Annotated in this window: 20 protein-coding genes; 5 read left to right on the top strand and 15 right to left on the bottom strand. The window is 51.6% G+C overall.

What is annotated here, in order from left to right; all coding sequences use genetic code 11:
• Positions 1-29: 29 nt before the first annotated feature.
• From C461_RS04600 to C461_RS15395, 4 genes are all read right to left on the bottom strand, one after another.
• Positions 30-1,829 carry an ATP-binding protein gene (locus tag C461_RS04600; protein ID WP_049906306.1) on the bottom strand — a complete coding sequence of 600 codons (1,800 nt, stop codon included), beginning with the start codon at positions 1,827-1,829 and terminating at the stop codon, positions 30-32.
• Positions 1,819-2,211: a hypothetical protein gene (locus tag C461_RS15400; RefSeq protein ID WP_152418331.1), complete on the bottom strand. Its 393-nt coding sequence runs from the start codon at positions 2,209-2,211 to the stop codon at positions 1,819-1,821. The genes C461_RS04600 and C461_RS15400 overlap by 11 nt, the downstream gene beginning before the upstream one ends.
• 198 nt (positions 2,212-2,409) lie before the next feature.
• Positions 2,410-3,015 carry a site-specific integrase gene (locus C461_RS04595; protein WP_049906305.1) on the bottom strand — a complete coding sequence of 202 codons (606 nt, stop codon included), beginning with the start codon at positions 3,013-3,015 and terminating at the stop codon, positions 2,410-2,412.
• 237 nt (positions 3,016-3,252) lie between these two features.
• Positions 3,253-3,810: a hypothetical protein gene (locus tag C461_RS15395; protein WP_152418330.1), complete on the bottom strand. Its 558-nt coding sequence runs from the start codon at positions 3,808-3,810 to the stop codon at positions 3,253-3,255.
• Between the two features lie 229 nt (positions 3,811-4,039).
• Between C461_RS15395 and C461_RS04590 the strand changes: the two genes are divergently transcribed.
• Positions 4,040-5,086 (top strand): pentapeptide repeat-containing protein, encoded by a 1,047-nt coding sequence (locus tag C461_RS04590; protein ID WP_007999057.1) that lies wholly within the window; start codon positions 4,040-4,042, stop codon positions 5,084-5,086.
• A 71-nt stretch (positions 5,087-5,157) separates the two neighbouring features.
• Here the strand turns inward: C461_RS04590 and C461_RS04585 are convergent, their stop codons facing one another.
• The 4 genes from C461_RS04585 to C461_RS15390 all read right to left on the bottom strand — a co-directional run bounded on the left by C461_RS04585 (position 5,158) and on the right by C461_RS15390 (position 7,952).
• On the bottom strand, positions 5,158-5,679 hold the full coding sequence (locus tag C461_RS04585; protein WP_007999056.1) for a hypothetical protein: 522 nt from the start codon (positions 5,677-5,679) through the stop codon (positions 5,158-5,160).
• 143 nt (positions 5,680-5,822) lie between these two features.
• Positions 5,823-6,161, bottom strand: a complete 339-nt coding sequence (locus tag C461_RS04580) for a hypothetical protein (protein ID WP_239639087.1) — start codon at positions 6,159-6,161, stop codon at positions 5,823-5,825.
• Between the two features lie 139 nt (positions 6,162-6,300).
• The gene (locus tag C461_RS15015) at positions 6,301-7,221 is read right to left on the bottom strand and encodes an HNH endonuclease (RefSeq protein ID WP_080506251.1); all 921 of its coding nucleotides are present in this window, start codon (positions 7,219-7,221) and stop codon (positions 6,301-6,303) included.
• Between the two features lie 197 nt (positions 7,222-7,418).
• A complete protein-coding gene (locus C461_RS15390) occupies positions 7,419-7,952 on the bottom strand; it encodes a hypothetical protein (RefSeq protein ID WP_152418329.1) in 534 nt (177 codons plus the stop codon).
• A 270-nt stretch (positions 7,953-8,222) separates the two neighbouring features.
• On the opposite strand from C461_RS15390, the gene C461_RS04570 reads away from it, so the two are divergent.
• From C461_RS04570 to C461_RS04560, 3 genes are all read left to right on the top strand, one after another.
• Positions 8,223-9,188, top strand: coding sequence for a Cdc6/Cdc18 family protein (locus tag C461_RS04570; protein ID WP_049906349.1), 966 nt, complete (start codon positions 8,223-8,225; stop codon positions 9,186-9,188).
• Positions 9,189-9,277: 89 nt separating this feature from the next.
• Entirely contained in the window at positions 9,278-9,607 is a 330-nt protein-coding gene (locus C461_RS04565) for a hypothetical protein (protein WP_007999052.1), read from the top strand.
• On the top strand, positions 9,607-10,395 hold the full coding sequence (locus C461_RS04560; protein ID WP_007999051.1) for a DNA adenine methylase: 789 nt from the start codon (positions 9,607-9,609) through the stop codon (positions 10,393-10,395). Before C461_RS04565 ends, C461_RS04560 begins: the two co-directional genes overlap by 1 nt.
• Positions 10,396-10,497: 102 nt before the next feature.
• On the opposite strand, the gene C461_RS15385 is transcribed toward C461_RS04560, so the two are convergent.
• Positions 10,498-10,902 (bottom strand): hypothetical protein, encoded by a 405-nt coding sequence (locus tag C461_RS15385; protein ID WP_152418327.1) that lies wholly within the window; start codon positions 10,900-10,902, stop codon positions 10,498-10,500.
• Positions 10,903-11,138: 236 nt separating this feature from the next.
• Between C461_RS15385 and C461_RS15380 the strand changes: the two genes are divergently transcribed.
• Entirely contained in the window at positions 11,139-11,684 is a 546-nt protein-coding gene (locus C461_RS15380; protein WP_152418326.1) for a hypothetical protein, read from the top strand.
• Positions 11,685-11,722: 38 nt separating this feature from the next.
• Here C461_RS15380 and C461_RS04555 read toward each other — a convergent pair whose 3' ends face one another.
• The 6 genes from C461_RS04555 to C461_RS15355 form a co-directional block, all read right to left on the bottom strand.
• Positions 11,723-12,634: a hypothetical protein gene (locus C461_RS04555; protein WP_007999050.1), complete on the bottom strand. Its 912-nt coding sequence runs from the start codon at positions 12,632-12,634 to the stop codon at positions 11,723-11,725.
• A 104-nt stretch (positions 12,635-12,738) separates the two neighbouring features.
• Positions 12,739-13,230, bottom strand: coding sequence for a homing endonuclease associated repeat-containing protein (locus tag C461_RS15375; protein ID WP_152418325.1), 492 nt, complete (start codon positions 13,228-13,230; stop codon positions 12,739-12,741).
• A 254-nt stretch (positions 13,231-13,484) separates the two neighbouring features.
• Complete coding sequence (locus C461_RS15370) at positions 13,485-14,738, bottom strand: hypothetical protein (protein ID WP_152418324.1); 1,254 nt, start codon at positions 14,736-14,738, stop codon at positions 13,485-13,487.
• Positions 14,728-15,540 carry a hypothetical protein gene (locus tag C461_RS15365; protein ID WP_152418323.1) on the bottom strand — a complete coding sequence of 271 codons (813 nt, stop codon included), beginning with the start codon at positions 15,538-15,540 and terminating at the stop codon, positions 14,728-14,730. Before C461_RS15365 ends, C461_RS15370 begins: the two co-directional genes overlap by 11 nt.
• The gene (locus tag C461_RS15360) at positions 15,533-16,243 is read right to left on the bottom strand and encodes a hypothetical protein (RefSeq protein ID WP_152418322.1); all 711 of its coding nucleotides are present in this window, start codon (positions 16,241-16,243) and stop codon (positions 15,533-15,535) included. The genes C461_RS15365 and C461_RS15360 overlap by 8 nt, the downstream gene beginning before the upstream one ends.
• Positions 16,236-16,622: a hypothetical protein gene (locus C461_RS15355; protein WP_152418321.1), complete on the bottom strand. Its 387-nt coding sequence runs from the start codon at positions 16,620-16,622 to the stop codon at positions 16,236-16,238. The genes C461_RS15360 and C461_RS15355 overlap by 8 nt, the downstream gene beginning before the upstream one ends.
• Between the last annotated feature and the right edge of the window lie 167 nt (positions 16,623-16,789).

Genomic DNA, 16,789 nt, shown 5'->3' with positions numbered 1-16,789 from the left:
AAAGATAGCGTGCCGCTCTGGTCGCCTGCTCAGTTGCGGCGCGACGGTCCTCCGCTGTCTGAGCCGTCACCCATGAACTTCAGGAAGCCACGGAGTGCCTCAGACCACTCACTGCGGTACTGATACAGCACTTCACTAACGACTTCATCGTCGAGCCCCTCGTGGCGTTCTTCCATCATGAGCTCGGCACGAGCGGCCGCGAGGAGGAGATGATCGATGAGCATACTCTCCTCCGTTTGCGTTGTGTCGGTCTCGGGTCCGCCGTCCGTCGAGACGGGGTCGCCCCGATGCGTCCCTGCACGGAGCTGTTCGTAGGCCTCGTAGAAGCGGTGCGAGTCGTTGACGATCGCGTTGACCTGGTTACCCCTGAACTCTGCCTCGTAGAAGTGGCCCGTCCCCACGGTATCAGTCGTCACGTTGTGGGAGTTGGAGTTCTTCTGTCGCTCGTACTTCTTTTCGACTTGCTTTTTCTTTTTCTCTGCCTCGTCTTCATCGAGATCCTCGTCGGCCTCAATCTCTGAGATCTCCTCCTCCTTTTGCTCCTCCACCGACTCTTTCGTCTGCTCCTGTTCCTCTGCAGTCTGTTCGCGTACGTTCTTGAGGAACCGTGCGGCCTCCTCAGCAGCCTTCTCGCTCGGCGACGGGTCGGTGTCAGAGGATTGCTTGTTCTCCTCGGCGATGATCTGTTTGCGGATCTTCTCCGTCTTGCGCGCAATTTGGTTGGGGGCGTTCGCGAGCGCCTCGTCGACCTTGTCCTTCACCGATTGCTTGACGCTGAGCCTACTCTTGTTCGTCTGGATGCCGAACCGATCATCGAGCTCAGACGGGAACCGGATCTCGGCCCGAACGTAGTTCTTGCTGCCGTGCTTGTTGTAGATTCCACCCAGCGTGAGTCCATTGCGGATCTCCCGTCCGTTACGGACGACACTGAACCCCTGGTTTCGCTCTATCAGCCCCTGCTTACTCATCCAATCCGAACTCCACTCATCGTGTGAGCGGATGGCTTCGACATCGAGCATAACGACGGTAATTTCGACATCATAGGTCTCGTCACCGTCTTCCTCTTCGAGTTCGACAGTTGCGGTGTGGTAGGGCTCCTCAACTCGCGGAACCTTGTCGGGGAGTTCACCCACATTGTGGGCGCTCTCCATCATGAACAGCGGGTCCGTTGGTTCGAGCTCCTTGCCGTTCACCGTGATGTTGACAGCACCGTCCAGGTAGTCCCGGTAGACGCGAGGGATTTCGCTGGTCAGGTTGCTTACGAGGCCTCGAACAGTCTTCGGGTCCGTGCCGTCGCACTTCTCGAACGACACTACGGTCCCCGTGTCAGTATCTGGGTTCTCTAGGTCCAGATGGTCGGGGTCCTTCTTCACCGCAGTCGGCGGTTTCGTGTCGTTGCTGTCGTCCATCTCGTCGAGGTCGATGTAGGTGTATCGCCAGTCGTCGTCATCCGCCGTGCGAGTGTACACCTCCGTTCGGAGCGAAGTACATGTGGCGGACGCCGAGAGACCCCAACCGAACTTCCCGATTTTGTCGTTGCCCCGTGCGTAGCTGTCACCGAACGCCAGGACGTAGGTGATCCCGTCGTACTCGGTACCCTCGGCTGTGATCGTTTCCGAGATACCGTGCCCGTCGTCCTCAACAGCGATGCGGATGTACGTCTCACCATCCACCTCGTTCTCCTCCACGTGGATGTGGATGTTCTCAGCGTCTGCGTCAATGGAGTTGTCGACGAGCTCGTAGATGGCCGCCAGCGTCTCGATTCCCATGTCGCGGGCGCCTTTGATGAACGATGCTCCGTGTGCGAAGTCGCGTGATTCAGTCGGCATTGGTGATAGTGGTGGTAGTGGTTGAGCTGTTGGCGATAGCGGCTTCCTGCAGGCAGTAGGGACACTCGGCCGACACCCCGTCCGGCTTTCCGGGATGGATCTTGTTTCCAAGGTCAGGCTGTTCTAGGTGGTAGAACAGACACTCCATTCGGTAGGCCTCTGCCTTGTTTTCGGCTGGCCGCGCTACGAACGCTTCCTGCCAGCTCTCCCGTACGTGGACGAGGAGCCGGCGCTGAAGACAGGTGTCACTGCGTCCAACGTAGGTAGTGTGGAACCGTCCGTTGAGGACGTATCCCAGCCGATAAAAGCCGGACTGATCCTCCGATACAACGTGTCGTACCCGTTCCCGGGTGAGTTGGTGTGCTTCCATCTGGTCGTTCACGCCACCTCTCCAGAGGACGCTTTGCCTCCGGCGTGGGTGAGGGCGTATTTGCGCATGCACCGGTGTACGGAACGCACTATGGTCCCGCGCGGCAGGCGCTTGCGTAATTAGTAATTAATAGGGTTCATTAATAAATCCACCGACGATACTCCGCATACTATCTGCTTCAATAGCAGATGTCCTCAACAGATCCTCATTTTACGCGAACCCCGCCTCCTCGAAAGCCTCGTTCACAATCTCCGGTGTCGGCGCGTTGAGGTAGGGCTCGATCGCCTGGAAGGAGTCCCACCCGCCGACTTGCATGACGACACGAGGGTTCACCTGCTTATCGACGAGGAGTCGCTGCGCGAATCGGCGCCGGAGATCGTGGCTTGACACGTGGTGAAAGTCCTCGTCACCGGTCGCCTCGGCCGCACGATCGGCCGTACGTTTGACCACTGCCCGGACGCCGCTCTCTGAGAGGTCGACGATCGGTTCGTGGCGGCCAACGTCTTCCGAACGAACGTACCGGTGGATGTCGCCTTCAACCTCCCGCGGGAGGTAGGCGTCGCGAGGCTTCCCGCCACTCCCCGTCGTGTCCTTCCCCTCCGGCACGCGGAGGCGGAAGTGGTCGCCGTCCGGGGTGCGTTTGACGTGTTTCGGCGCGACCTGCGGGATCTCGAAGGCGCGGAGCCCGACGAACCCGCCGAGCTGTATCACGAGGTCGTCGCGGATGCTCCCCGCAGCGCGGCGGAGTTCCTCGATCTCGCTGTCCGTGAGCCACACTTTGTACTGATCCGGCTTGCCGGTTGCCTCTAAGCGCATGTGAACTTCCAAAAGAAGATAGCACTTAGTACGGCAGAACCGACGAGGTCCTCGGCGTGATCAGGACTGATTTGGGGGTTCGTTGACGACTTGTATAAGAAGTCGGCAATCCTCACACAGCAATTATTATTAGAATTCGGGTAGGTCGCTATGATGAATAGAGAGTTGATTTATTACTCAACCTGTCGTCCAATTTTGAATCGCTAGATTGGATTTCTTTATTAGAAGTAACACTTCTTAATATTCTGGCAAAATATGCGTCGCAATTTGTCTGTAAGCACCGATAATTGCCCCAGTATATCCTGACATCATTATTTCCCACAGATCTTCTGGGTTAGAAAGCTGTGACGCTGCAAGAGTTGTTACCACGACAACGACGACTGGGATGATAATTACGAATATTAATAAATTACCCCATATTCGAGGATGCGATTTCATTATATGATCGAGTCTGTTTTCTGGCACATATTGAGACAGCATCTTCGACCCTGCTCGGAGAACATCAGATAGAATGAGAAACAGTCCAGCACAGTATATCGCAGTCAACTCGCTGAGACCAAACGGTCGATCAGCAAATCCGACTCCCAGACCTCGAGGATCAAGAACGTAGTTGGATATTGCCTCTAGAATAATACCAAGCGGCAGGATAATTATTAAACCCATATAAATAAGAGTGAATACTATGAGGGCTAAGCCTGAAACAACCACAGGTTTTTCGGAGTCTATTTCCCCTCTATCCACTGGCTTTCTTGAAAGAATAACATACTCGTCACTGTCTCTGTCATCCTCAGACATGCAGACGAGTAGTATGGAATATTACATAAATATTCTCTTGTATTTAGCACTCAGTAAAGGCAGGGTGACGACCGACTGATAGCCGATTCGCTCCTTGTATTGAGCAAGACTGCTGAAACATGTCTCCGATTGATAGGTTTACCAAAACGTGGTGTATAACAAAGCGAGAATATTGGTCATCGAGGATTCTAGTCCAGACAATTATCAGCCATTGTGTTAATGGATTAATATGCCAGATTCCGAGTATGGAATTCCCAACGACACAGATGTTACCTCAGGAGATATTGAGCCAAACGCCGACCTCGCTGGCGTCAACCTGTCTGAGGCAAACCTCCAATATGCTGACCTCACCTACGGAAACCTCGAAAACACCAACCTCACCGACGTGAATCTTGATGGGGCCGACCTCACCGGCGCGAATCTCAGAGGTGCCAACATTACTGGCGCGGACCTCTCGAGTGCCAACCTCACCGATGCACTCCTTACCAAGGCCAACCTCTATAGCGCTAACCTATCGGGTGCCGATCTCACTGGTGCACTCCTCGACAAGGCCAACCTCCGTAGCGCGGACCTCAGAGGTGTGGGCTTCACCGAAGCACACCTCACCAGAGCCGATCTCCATAGCGCGGACCTCAGAGGTGCCAACTTCTCTGACGCGGATCTTTTCGGCGCCGCCGTCACCGACGCGGATCTCAGAGGTGCCGATCTTACCGACGCGAACCTTGGTGATACTGATTTGACTGGCGTAATACTCGCTCGAGACACGCGGATCGGTGTGCCTGATAGGAGAATAATGAATGAACTCAGCGAATTTGATTACGTATCTGAGAAGCGACCATACGAAATTATTGCTCGCACGAATCACGAACTCCGAACTGCCTACAGCATGAACGGATTGATTGGCCGCGCTCGAAGCGCTCGCGTTCGAGAACGCCGCGCCCGGCGTAAGGAAGCGTTCGCTGAGGGAGGGGTAAGAGGAATTGCCGCCTGGTTCGGCTCGATCTTATCCAAGGTGTTCACTGGATACGGGGTACAGCTTACCTGGATTACAGGTGTGATGGCGGTCCTCTATCTGGTGTCTGCCGCCGTATACCATTTTGTGGGAGAGATGTCGATCGGGCGGAGTCTGTACTACAGCGTCGTGACGTTTACAACGTCGCCACCGGAGACTCCACCGCCAGGACTCACGAGCGTCGTTGCGGGGATTGAAACCTTCGCCGGCACCGCGGCGATCGTGTTCCTCGGGTATGTGCTCGGTACTCGAGAGCGGGTGTGAGTATTTTCTGATTGTATAATCTGCCGTCTATATCCACCACGTACGACTGAACCCGCAAAGGTATCGTTCGTTCAGGAACGGTGGTGAGCTTGGATCTGTTCGATGATATCCGGCTCTTGTCTTAGGATCCGTTCCGCCTCTTTGAGGATACCGCGGATCAACTCAGCAGATGGAGCAGAGATAGAGATGATTTCCTCAGACCCGTCCGGACTCACCTTGAACGGTTCGTAGAACGTCTCCCTCGTGAGCCCGCTTTTCACTGACTCGGCAGCAGAGCAATCGAGATGTTCAGTTGCTCTCGCAGCGGACTGCTGGTATCGTTTGTCGGGGCGGGAGTGTTCACAAAGCATGTACTCAGTAAGCATTGCTTCCCACTTTCGAGCCAGCTTCGGAGTCTTATCGTACTCGTAGGGTGTGTATGGGAGGTGTTCATATGATTCGACGTCGATAGAGACTCCATCCAACTGTTCAGCTAGTTCTTCCTGTATCAGGGTCGCAGGATACTGTTCGTCGAACATCTGATCTAGCGTATCTTTTATCGCTGGGTGCTCCTCGTTCCACGCCATCTGGTCGATATACTTTCCAAGTCCCATGTTTGCGAGAATAGCTTGAGCGGATAGTATATTAATTCATAGCAGGAGAAAGGGCGTTTCCTGCGAGGATCCGAGGATCCGAAGATCATCAGATCATGATATCGGATCAGATCTAGGTTTTCTCGCTTCGACACGAAAGCGCATCACCGATACCGCGGGTGGACCCACACAAGTTCGCTACCGGACGCCTCGACCCATGCTGTTGGCTCGTCGAGCTCACGCTGGAGAAGTTCCTGCTCACCGGCGTACACCCCGTGCTTGTCGAATTGAACTGCGACAAGCGATCGTGAAGCGGTCTCATAGTAGATCGCTCGCTCAGCCTCGTGCCCGATCCCGACGAGGTCTCGACCCTCCTCGAACCTGAATAGATTCTCTGCCATTTTCGCACTGTGGACACCCGATCGTCGAAGTTGTAGCTCTTCAGCGAGGTTCACGAATACGTCGCGGCGCCGAATTCTCTCTCCCGAGTTCTTCGTTGCCATATCTGTAGCACTAGTAGTCAACGTAAAGGATGTGAGCCATGGGCACAGAGTGAAACTGGAAGTATAACAGGCAGAGAGGGCCCTGTTGGAATTCTGAACCGCCGACTGTTTGAAGATCTTGCGGAATACAGAGAATGAATTACTCGCTGAACGTCCCGAGCTTCGACTGTACAGTAATATTTCCCCATTCAACGTTTGAATGGCAGCTATCGCATAGCGTTATGAGATTTTGAAGCCGATTCGCCCGCTCGTAGTCGTCAAACTCGCTAAACGGGATGATATGGTGAACGTCGAGGTCTGAATAGTCTCTGCCACAGTTTTGGCACTCGTGGTTATCGCGCTCACGTGCTTTGGCCCGTTGACCGTGCCAATTTGGACCGCGATAGTAGTCCCCGTTATCCTTCCACCGAGGATGATTCTCGCCAGAGTATTCACGAGATCGCCATTCGACGAGGCACTCTTGAGAGCAAAAACGGGTCTTCCCCTCCCTATTCGCAGCTCTGAAATACGTCTCGTCGCACCACTCACAGGTGAACTCAGTCTGATTGTAGTCGTAGCGATTGTTTTCCCCGGTCATATTCTCAGACATCCACTGACCGAGGCAGTCGCGGCTACAGAACCGACTTTTGTCCTTCTCTGCGTGTTTCACACTGTACTCGTCGCCGCAGGCTTCGCACTTGAGGATAACTCGCCCCTTTCTGAGGCGCTCAAGAGAGGCAGCGTCCTGTATAGCGCCCATAGTGCTGTAATGAGATTGTATTGATTGAGAAGAGTACTCTCCGAGCTCATCATATTCAGATTGGGTGGGCGTTTTGCTGAGTTCCTCTGCAACTCGTTTGTAATCAGCTAGAATATCTTCCTTCGATACTGAGCGGGGATGATCCTCTCCTGTCATCCGTGGCGGGTCCGGATTTCTCGTGGGGATCTCGTGCCTGCTTAGCCAGTCTAAGACGGTGACATCGGAGCAACCCAACTCCTCACCAATAGCAGCAGCCGAGAGACCGCCTTCTACGTACAGCTTGTATAGCCGGTCTTTGTCCTGCCAAGGCGAGTCGGGCATTCTGTGAAACCATGTGGGAGGTAACAGGATAAATTACCGCTGCTTGACCGAGTAATTCGACCGTTGTGTTCACACTGGCAATAAGGGATGTCACCGATTAGTGGCGCCAACGAGACTAGACGAATAACAAGTCGGCAGTGGGGGATTCTAATCGATCATGAAAACAGGAACGGTATGATCTTATTCAGAAGAAGACCCTACAGTCGGTTGAGATCCACTTGTTCGCATTTCTCGATTGTTTCTTTTAATCCAGTGAAGTCACCATTGTACCGCTCTAATGTACTGGTGGGATAGGCTCGGTGTTTTCCATTTTCGTTGAACCGGGGAGAAATAGCTCCAATCTCGTCCCGATCGACTGGTTTGCTCCAAGGTAGCCAGACGATATCTCGCCAATAATGGTGTATGTCCTGGGTGGTAAGGGTTCGGGGATTTTGCTCATAGTAGGGTTCGCTGAGGATTGAACCAATTCCTAAGAGGATGTCTTGATTTGGTGCGTAGGCAATGATATTCTCTCCAATATGGAGGTTCTTTTCTTCATCTGGGTGACATCCAAGGAATCGAGAGACGTAGTTGTGTTGTGTATCATCTTTCTCATGGATGTTCTCTTCTGTTTGCTTTCTGTGATCGCCGAGGTCATGCCCGACGCTAATTTGCTGTCGAGTGTACCAATCTTTGGCGAAATAGCCATTTTGTCCGGCATTGATTCTATGTGCAATTGGATAGCCTGACATAGTGTGTGTAAATCAATTTTATGTGTCAAGTAGTCACCGGTGCCATTTTCAAATATTGTAAATTGCCCCGTGAAAATGGGCTTTCACGGGTGTGACGGACTCATTCATTGTATTCAGTACACCGATTCTATCTGCTCCATCCGGAACCGTTCGGAACACTGGGGGGTCGGCTTATATTCTCGCACCGTGACCGACTGAAACGTGATACGCGATGGAACGGTGTTCGACGACGATCACCTCCCCACCTCGATCGTCGGTCGGAACCGCCACATGAACGAGGTGACGGACGCGCTCGCGCCGATCGAAGACGGCTTTCGTGCCGAGAACTGCTTCCTGTTCGGCCCCTCCGGTGTCGGGAAGACTACTGTCGCGAGGGCTGCCGTTCGCGAACTTCGGCAGGAGGTCCTCGACGTCCCCCACGCCTACGTGAACTGCTGGCAGGACTACACCCGGAACGCAGTCCTCGAGCAACTTGCCCGAGACTTGGTCGGCGCAGCGCTGCCGCGATCGTCTTCGACCGGCCGGCTGATCGACCTGATCAAGAACAACCTCCACGGGCCGGGCGTCGTCATCCTTGATGAAGCGGACCAACTGCGTGGGACCGAGGTGCTCTACGATCTCCACGATATCCGCGGGCTCTCCTGGATCGGGATCGCGAATCGGGAGGTCGATCTCCTCGCAGACCTCGACGACCGAATCACTTCCCGGATCAGCGTCGCCTACCGCGTCCACTTCGACACCTACAACGATGACACGATCGCGAAGATCCTCTCTCGCCGTGCCCGTGCGGGGCTCGGTCCCAACGCCGTCGGTGAGGACGTGCTCGCACGGATCGCGCGCCTCTCCGAAGGAGACGCGCGGCAGGCGATCGCGGCGCTGCGGGTCGGTGCACGCATGGCCAGCCGCGAGGGGCTGTCGGCGATTCCGGCGCGGCTCGTCGAGGACGCCGTCGCGAACGCCGAGCGCGAGGTTCGCCAGAAGACCATCTCGAAACTGAACGATCACCAGCGCGTGCTGTACGAGGTTCTCGCTGAAGAGGACGGGCTCATCCAGAAGGAGCTGTACGCCCGCTACGAGGAGGCACATCCCGACCCGGTGACGCTGCGGTACCTCCGAGAAAATCACCTGCCGAAACTAGAGCACTACAACCTTGTCGACGTCGAGTGGGATCGGGGGACGAAGCGGTACAGTCTCGTTGGCGTCGATCATTCGGAACACCGTTCGGAACTCGCTTAACTCGGGGACGGCTCCCACTTCGCGACCATCCGGAACCGTTCGGAACCTCACGGGTCAGGCTAAACCGTTGATGGCGACCAGCCGTCAGTATGGCTTCTAAGCAACCGGTCCACGGCGGCAGCGCACAGACAAAAGAGTTCGACGTCGACCTCGTCGCCGAAGGGATTCGCAGTTCCCGCGGCTACCGCGGTCCCTACTACGCCCTCGCGGTCGTCAGCGTCGACGCGAACGGGTCACTTCGCATCGAGATCGAGGCGGCGAACCAGTACGACTGGCAGCTCGACGCGCGGATTATCGGCGGCTCGCTCGACATCAGCCGCATCTTCTGCGAGGGCGACAGCGTCCACGGCGCCGACGTCCCGGACTGGGTCGAGCGCGTCGCCGGCGTCGTCGGTGAGCGCCTCGAGGGTGATCGGTGATGCCGGACGCCGTCTTTCCCTACCCCGGCGGGAAGAGCCGCTTCGCGTCGTGGATCCTCGGTCAGACGCCTGAGCACACCTGCTTCGTGGAAGTGTTCGGCGGTGCAGCCGGCGTCCTCGCGAACAAGGACTCGGACACGAGCGACGTCGAGGTGTACAACGACCGCGACGGCGACCTCGTGCAGTTCTTCGAGGTCCTCCGCGACCGCTGCGAGGAGCTGGTCGAGTGGCTCGACCGGACGCCGTACTCGCGCGAGATCTACGACGAGTGGGCGCACAAGTTCTTCCACGGCTACCGGCCCGCCGACCCGATCGAGCGCGCCGGGCAGTTCTTCTACCTCCGGTACACGCAGTGGGGTGGGACGTACGACTCGCGAGCTGGGTTCGGGACCTCGAAGGTCCGGAGTCAGGCCCAGTCGTATGCGAACAAGGTCGATCGTCTCGACGAGTTCGCCGACCGGTTCGCGGATGTGGTCCTCGAGAACCTCGACTGGTCCGAGGTCTTCGAGAAGTACGACAGCGCGGACACTGTGTTCTACTGCGACCCGCCGTACGTGGGGTACGAGGACTACTACCTCGTGAACACGATCGACCACGAGGCGCTCGTCGACGGACTCACGGGGTTGGAGGGCGACTGGATCTGCTCGTACGAGGACCTACCAGGGGGCTTCGAGGACGTGTACGTGCTCGATCGCGACGAGAAGCGGTTCATCAACAACGGGAAACGCGGGTCGTCGAAGGACGCGAAAGAGCGGCTCGTGATGAACTTCGATCCGGAAGGGGTGTGAGCGGGTCGAAAGTAGTCACGGAGTTATAGCCCACTGGATCTCTGTTAAGATCATCACAAACCATTTGCGGCCGATACTTGTGAAGAAAGTCAACACAGTGGTCTATCTGGAATTTTCAGAATAACTGTCATCGTTATCATCAATATTGTTTGCGGTAGTGAATGTTGCACCGAGATCGTTGTCATTCTCCACGATGTCGTCCGGTAGGTAGTCAGAGCGGTCAGGTTGTTCGGCGTCGTATCCGTTGTATAATTCAACTCCTTCCATCGATTTCACATCGGATGGTTCAACGTTGCCCTCCTCAAGGGCCGAGAGAATAATCCCCGGCGCAAGCGGTATTTGGTATGACTCCTCTATCTCTCGTGAAAAGGGGTCGAACACAGTAATTTGCGTTTCATTACCAGCTTCAGCTTCGGCAATAGCGTACGATACAGCAAGAGGGTCACCCTGTTGTGGATATCGAACGACCGCGATTAGTCGGTCTCGATCAATATTAAATTCGCTCATGTCTCTTTTGAACTGTAATTTGACACCTGATAAAACGTCGGTGAAAATTTTCGGAACCAATATAGACCACTCAACGGTTGGTTGATTCGGACGGAGAATATGCTTGAATTAGGGGGTTTCAACCCGGCCAGCCCCTTAGTACTGTTTCGAACTAATTCGGTCAACTGGTGCGGCACTCAGTCTCCGGCACTTATTTGCCGACTCTCTAATGTGTTTCAGTTCGACGAGAGGGTTCCATGACAGAATTAACCATAATGGGAGTCGGTCTGGTTACAATAGCCGGTATATTGTCTGGCGTTTTGGGTCCTGCATTCGTGATCCTTCCTACACTTCCCAGTATTGAGCGGCTGATAGTCGACCAAACAAAGATCGACAAGTTGCAAAACAGTCGTAAAGAACTATCAAAAGAAGGAATAATAACTACGAATACGGACGGCTTCGAGCTAGTACGCGAAACCGTATCAAAAAATTGGGACCAAACACTCAGTGGTGAATCTCAGGCTTTTCGTGTCCCATTAATCGGATATACGAATGAAAACGGAGATGAGGCATTCACTCAGGGCACTATTGTCTATTCAGTCTGGGATGACGCGGCTGATCCAGGTAATTCTATTCTAGATGATCACTCACAAAAGATTGAATCGATCTTTATTATCGATACTTGGATAACAGATAGAATCAATCGTATGAGACAGGTGCGAATCCAACGTGTTCGTGGGTTAGGATTCGCTATGATTGTATTCTCCGTCTTTTCACAAAGTGAATTGTTTCTTCAAATCTAATTGTGACCGATGATGAGTCGTTTGACTCGGAGGTCACATCAGCGTTCTGTGTCGTAGGTCACTGACTCGCGGTAGTCTTCTAACTCGTTACCGTGTTCTGCCTCGGCGTGTTCACCGATGGCGTCAACAAGTTCTTTGGCGGCCTCGTAGTGCAAATTGATGCGGCGTTCGATGTTGATTGTGTCGCCTTCGACTTTCTCGTAGTGGTGATCTGCGCCTTCTCTGTACCCGTCGGGCCCGTAAGTGTCGATATCGGATTCGATGACGTTCACTTCCTCCAAGTCGACGCTTAACGTCATTTCTCTCCTAGCCGTATTCTCGTCGATGAATTGGGCGTAGCCGAAGGGAAGTGAGAGGTTGTGCTGCGCGTATACTCTAAGCCCCATTATCACTCGTTCTTCGTCCTCAAATTCTTCCTTCGCTTCCTCCACGGGGCCGTCAGTCGGGATGTTTGGTTCGATTGTTTGGAGGATTTGGTTGAAAGTGTAGGCGCTCGCCAAGTAGTTATGGACGTCAGTGTTGACCCGGCGGTCAAACTCTGCTCCTTGGTCGTCTAATCCCTCGTCTCTAAAGATGTCACAAGCGTCGTGGATGCGCTCTCTGTTCTCCTGAAGGATATCAAGTGCCGCATTTAGTTCAGCGAAGCCCTCTACGAGTTCTCTGATGGGATGCGTCTGTCTGTGAAGTGATTCCTTCCGTGCGCTGGAGAACATACTCGGGTGATCCTCATCTTCGTCAAATCGGTTAGCTTCGTAGCTGACGAATTGCCCGTCGTTTTCCACAGTGATTTCGTACTCCGCTTCGCATCCGGGGCAGGAGTGTGGGGTGGTGTACAGATTGTCGTCCTCTTTGGAGAGTCTGTTTGCTCGGATGACAAACTCATTTCCGCAGTTGGGGCAAGCTATGTCGGTGAGGAGACCATCTATTAAGCGTTCGAGTTCTACGTCCATACTGGTGGTTGAAGCACGTCCAAGTTAGTTCTAGTTGATTGATCCGCCTTGGTGGGGTGCTAGATGCGAGTGGCGGAACCACGTATCCATATGTTTCACTAGAGTCATAACTCTCGCCGGACGAGATCGTCAACGTCCGGTAGGTTGTATCTCTCGATGATTTTGTCAACATCCCTCTTATCATGTTTTTTGAGGTGATGGGTGACGAGATTCTCGATTGCTGCTGGAAGCCACCCCGGTTGCTTTGCCTTTCCATCACCCTCGTGAACGAGATCGTGGCATTCTCGACAAAGATAGCATCCCATCTCATTTTCACCATACTTCCAGTGGTGGAAGTCTAAGCCCTCGTCGACCTCTTCACAGAGTGGGCATGTTGACGGCCGGTCCCGCGTCTCCTTAATTGCGGACCGTGGCTCGAAGCCTGCTTCCTTCATTGCCTCGTTCCACCCGCCAAATCGAAGTGTTACAGTTCTTGGCGCATGTTCGCCGTGCTCAGTGTAGTCCTTTTTGCGCGGCGGCTCACGGCTACAAAGCTTAGCAACTCTCCTCACGTCATTCAGGAGCTTCTCATCACTGTGTTGCTGGTCTCTTGGCATCCGTTCAGTATTCAACTAAATGACTTGTAGGATCTTAATCCCTATGTTGTCAGAGATTAGGAAACACGAGCTCGTTGCTTCCGGGTCCAGCCTTTGGAGAACTCTTCTCAGTGATGTCCTTCGAGTGGTTGCAAATCGTCTCTGCGAAGTCTTGATATACTTCTTGGGATATTACCAATAAAGATCGTATTTTGTCTGAGGATGCCACAGTGGTAATCGTACAGAAATTGAATTCCTATTTTAGAGTGGTTTAATTATTGACCATGCCTAATTTTTGAGTGCTGTAATATATCCCAGTTCGGTCGATTCTCTCCTGTAGGATACATTTCCCAAGAGAAGACCATTTGTTTGAGATACGGCATTGACAACAGTATAAATAATGAGACTGCAACGAGTATCTGAAGTACAAATATCCCTCCTGTAATTATTGGCTCGGATGGCCCTACCGACACGTATTCTGTGAGAAGGCCTCGGACTTGCTCCACATTGATTACCATAATATAACTAGTAACCACTACGAGAACTGCAGTAAGTATCTGAACATATTTTGAAGTACTCGTAAGTTGTTCAGATATCGATTTCCGATATGATATTTTGCTGGCTAGTTGTTCCGACAAATCCTCAAATACGGAATCGTCTTCAATGGAGATGAGCTCACCATTTTTGAATTTATGAACGTACCAACCACTGTCACGAAGATCTCCATGGCTAATCAGAATTTTTTCCTGAGAATGCTTGTCATTTATACAAATAAAATCCGCTGGCTCTGAACTGATACCATACTTTTCAATCTCTGAGCAATGTTTCGCGATTTCTGTTGAGACGGTGTATCCTGACTTTTCAAAATAATCCTCGATACTAGTCTTGATTTCTGTCCTATGTTCCGACACAAATGGCTCATCGTACTCCGCGAATACGGCAGTAGTCTTATTTTTGATTTTTGAGACCTGACTAGAGAGTTTGCCACCAAAGTCGCTGGAAAGCAATTCTCTCCAAGTAAATCGGTAGTCCTCGTATGATGAACTGGCAAAATCTCTCAGTAGAACAGGAAACTCAAGATTGAGTGGATCGAGGTCTGCAAGCTCCAACCGCTCCTGATCCTCGAAGAACTCAAACCACACTGTCCTCTGTCCAAACTCTGATTTCGCTCGATATAGTCCCCATGAAGCTGATTGTGATGTGTGATCCGATAGTGGACCACTTGTTGCTGCTGTTTCTATAGTAGCGCGCGCAATCGCTTCCAAATCCAGTGTATAGACTGTTTTTGAGTATCGTACACTAGAGGGGTGATCACAGTCGGTAAACATCTCATCACATTGCTCACACCACCCCTTTGATTTAGTATTCAGAAAGGATTTAAATGAAGTAAATTCGAATGAATCGATCCCCGCCTCCGATGCTATTTCCAGAATCTCTTCCTTCAAAAAGTATCTTTTTGCCAAACTGATCCCTAGTGATGACCCCGTAATGCAGTGGTCAATGACCTTCTCATGGTCTCTAGAGATCATATTGTTGTTGAGCCTCTTCGAGGAGTGTTATGGCACTATAACCCTCTTCAGTTGGATCAACAGCGTCTAACAGTTTGTTTATATTCGACACTACAAAATTGTGTGCTTCCTCTGGGATACCCTCCATCTGATACTGAGCATAATTTTCAAAGAATTTCGAGATATACGGGTTCCAGTCGGTAGGAACCATGCTGGGGTCATAGTCTAAGTCAGATCCAGATATTGATTTTTTATACAATCCAATTCCAATATTCGCTAAAACCATACTGTGTATGTATGAGTCAACAACATGATCTGAAGAGACATTAAGTTCATTAGAGGACAACTCTTCGAAGGCGTGAGAAACTCGATTCCGGTACTTCTCACGTTCTCCTTTCAAATTGATCTCAGTAATATAATCATCAATCAAGTCGTCTAGCGAATTGAGATATCTTGAGTAGGTCTTAGTGGCCGAGATCGCCTCCACAATCTTATCGAATTCTTCGGGTGTTATCTCACTCCCAGAGGTTATGTGTCCATCCTCGTAGAAATTGAGTTTTACCGCTCTGGATTTCTCTGGCGACTCAACATGGTGGATGTAAAACTTCACTTTTCGCAGGTCTCCTGCCTCTTCAGCCGTTTGGACCAGACTCGTATCAAGCATATCTTCATCCCGCGACCCAGAGAAACTGGCTTTATCTAGACCAAGCAACTTGAATTTGTAACCATACTCTGTGTTTTTACCATCAAGCATATACTGGATGGTGAGGAGCTCCATTCCCTCAAGATTGAGAGACAAATTTGGGGGCATTTTGCTACTCATCGTCCACCTCAATCAGGTCCTCAGTATCAGTCGAACTATCCGTGATAATTGAGAGCACTACTGTGAATATTTCTTTTTGAAGACGGACTGGAATCTCAGAATTTGAGATGGAGATCATCTTTTGGTTAGGATATATTCGGGCCTCAATTCGGCTTCTCGTAGGAATTCTAACTGCATTGTCTTCTGATATCTCATCCACTCGGTTGCCCTCCTCGTCTATTACTTGAATTGGAATCTCCTCTTCTGACTCGTACTCCTCCATATCAACTGAAGTATTAAACCGAAGATCGATCTTCGAACCTTCTTCCTTTATTTCATTTAGATAAAGAGGTTGACTAAGAATACTATCGAAGGGCTGTCCAAGTGGCCCCCCTTCAAATCTCTCTAAGGAGTCTCTAAGATTGTTCAAATCGTGGTTTGGAGGAAGTTTGAACAGTTGTTGATTAAATCGATCCCCCTCATGTCCATATTTCTCAAACATTTCTTCAATAAAATCATAGTAGTCCTCACTTGATAGGTCATCACCGAGAATATTCAGAATCTCTTCTTTTCCAGCATCCTCTGCTTCGTCTGGCGTTAACTGTGTATCATCAAGTATCTCGTATACCGGTGCATTATCGATAGTAAACTCACCCGCGCGGATACGAGATTCCATCTCCTCAAGAGTATAGTCTTCCCGAAAGAAGAACTGATTCTCAGTCATCTTCACTAGAGAACGGTGATTGATCTGCTACGTCTTCCAACTCCCACTTTATTTTATCAACTTTAGAGATTGTTTGATGTATCATATTATGGGGCTTGAGTAACTGTTGATAGGCGTTATCCACGTCTCTCGGCTGTACTCTACTGCGGTCATCTCGGTCTGCAATATCAGTTGCATTCGACCAGATCTCTTCACAAAGTCGCTCCAACTTCTCTTCTAGAACCTCTTGGGAATCACCCCCTATTTGATGGTCAGACTGGTTTTGCAATTTGGATTCCAAATGTGTATGTGTTATAATATCGAATTCCTCCGCTGAATCACTATCCTCACCTGAATCAGATGAGGACCTTGAACTATCTGACTGCGAATCTGTACTCATTGAATGCCCCTTTGAGGACCTAGTTAATATATTATTTGGACATCAAATAAAGTAAACAAAATCCCGTAATCAGTAATATCTGAAAGTCGACGGCTGACGAGGGTCCGAGATTTGTTAGTGGCCTTGGCTATCACTAGTGACGTATCCCCACACTCAGTTTTAAACCG

Origin of the sequence: Halorubrum aidingense JCM 13560, from assembly GCF_000336995.1 — an archaeon.
Taxonomy (GTDB): Archaea; Halobacteriota; Halobacteria; order Halobacteriales; family Haloferacaceae; genus Halorubrum; species Halorubrum aidingense.
The sequence above is the reverse complement of the archived record's forward strand: the minus strand, read 5'-3'. Positions and strand labels throughout refer to the sequence as shown.